The following is a 920-nucleotide window of genomic DNA, read 5'->3' as shown; positions in this document are numbered from 1 at the left end:
ACTCCAGCACCGACGTCAGCGCCAACTCTAACCTGGTAGCAGCCTGCTGTGGTGAGACACCTTCAGCCTTAAGTGCGAGCACCGCCTTCTCATTCTGGGTATTCAGCGGTCTACCGCGAGATCTCTTGACCAGAGAGCCAGTGGCGTCGAATTGCTCCCGAACCAGCTTAATCCCGCCGGCTGCCTCGAAGTCGGTGAGCTGGGCGATTGAATCGAGAATCCTCTCCCGAGGCACGACTCCCTCACGCTCAGACACACAACGCCATCAGGGCGATTGCATCTAGACCCAGCGATTCAGCGAGAGCATCGAATTGCTCTAGGGTATGCTCGGATCTAGCCAACGATGACTTGAGACCAGGTGAGTAGCTGGAATCAATCAAACCCAGAATCTCTGGACAGAAGACTTTGAAATACCTAGGGCTTCGGCGACTTCCTTTCTTGATTTACCTTCCTCTTTGAGACGCTTAACAGCGAGTCTCTTGCTGTCAGCGATTTCGCGAGCCTTGGCTTTTGATACGAGGCTGGAGCTTAGCTGCTCCTTGCGTATTTCCTCATCTAGGCCGATCGAGCGCAGATGACGAAGCTCCTCCTTCAGCTTGCCTATGACATCCAGAGAGTCCTGTTCACTCTCGATAGACTCGCACAACACCACAAGCGCCAGGGGCGTGATCTCAAGGCTCTTTGAAAGCTCCAGTAGCTTGCCTAGCGATATATTTTTCGGCGTGCCTGCCTCTAGGGCAAAGGCGTAGCTCCTACTAGAGGGGAGTCGTTCCTGAGTGAGCTCTCTTGTTTTTCGTAGCGCGCGAAGCACCACCGCGAGACTCTGAGCCAGCATGACGACTTGTCCTCAAAACGGAGGATAAGGCCAGCAAATTATTGACCCAGCCACTCTGTACATCGAGCTAGCGGGTCTGGTATCG

1 protein-coding gene and 1 pseudogene are annotated in these 920 nt (G+C 54.1%); both read right to left on the bottom strand.

The annotated features are described in order from the left end of the window. Positions 1 to 256, bottom strand: a pseudogene (locus AC1DRJ_RS29925) (XRE family transcriptional regulator); the annotation flags it as partial. A gap of 120 nt (positions 257 to 376) precedes the next feature. Then, on the bottom strand, positions 377 to 835 hold the full coding sequence (locus tag AC1DRJ_RS29920) for a helix-turn-helix domain-containing protein (protein WP_477805302.1): 459 nt from the start codon (positions 833 to 835) through the stop codon (positions 377 to 379). Positions 836 to 920 lie beyond the last annotated feature (85 nt).

The organism is Pseudomonas sp. P5_B2 (genome assembly GCF_056400445.1).
The sequence above is the reverse complement of the archived record's forward strand: the minus strand, read 5'-3'. Positions and strand labels throughout refer to the sequence as shown.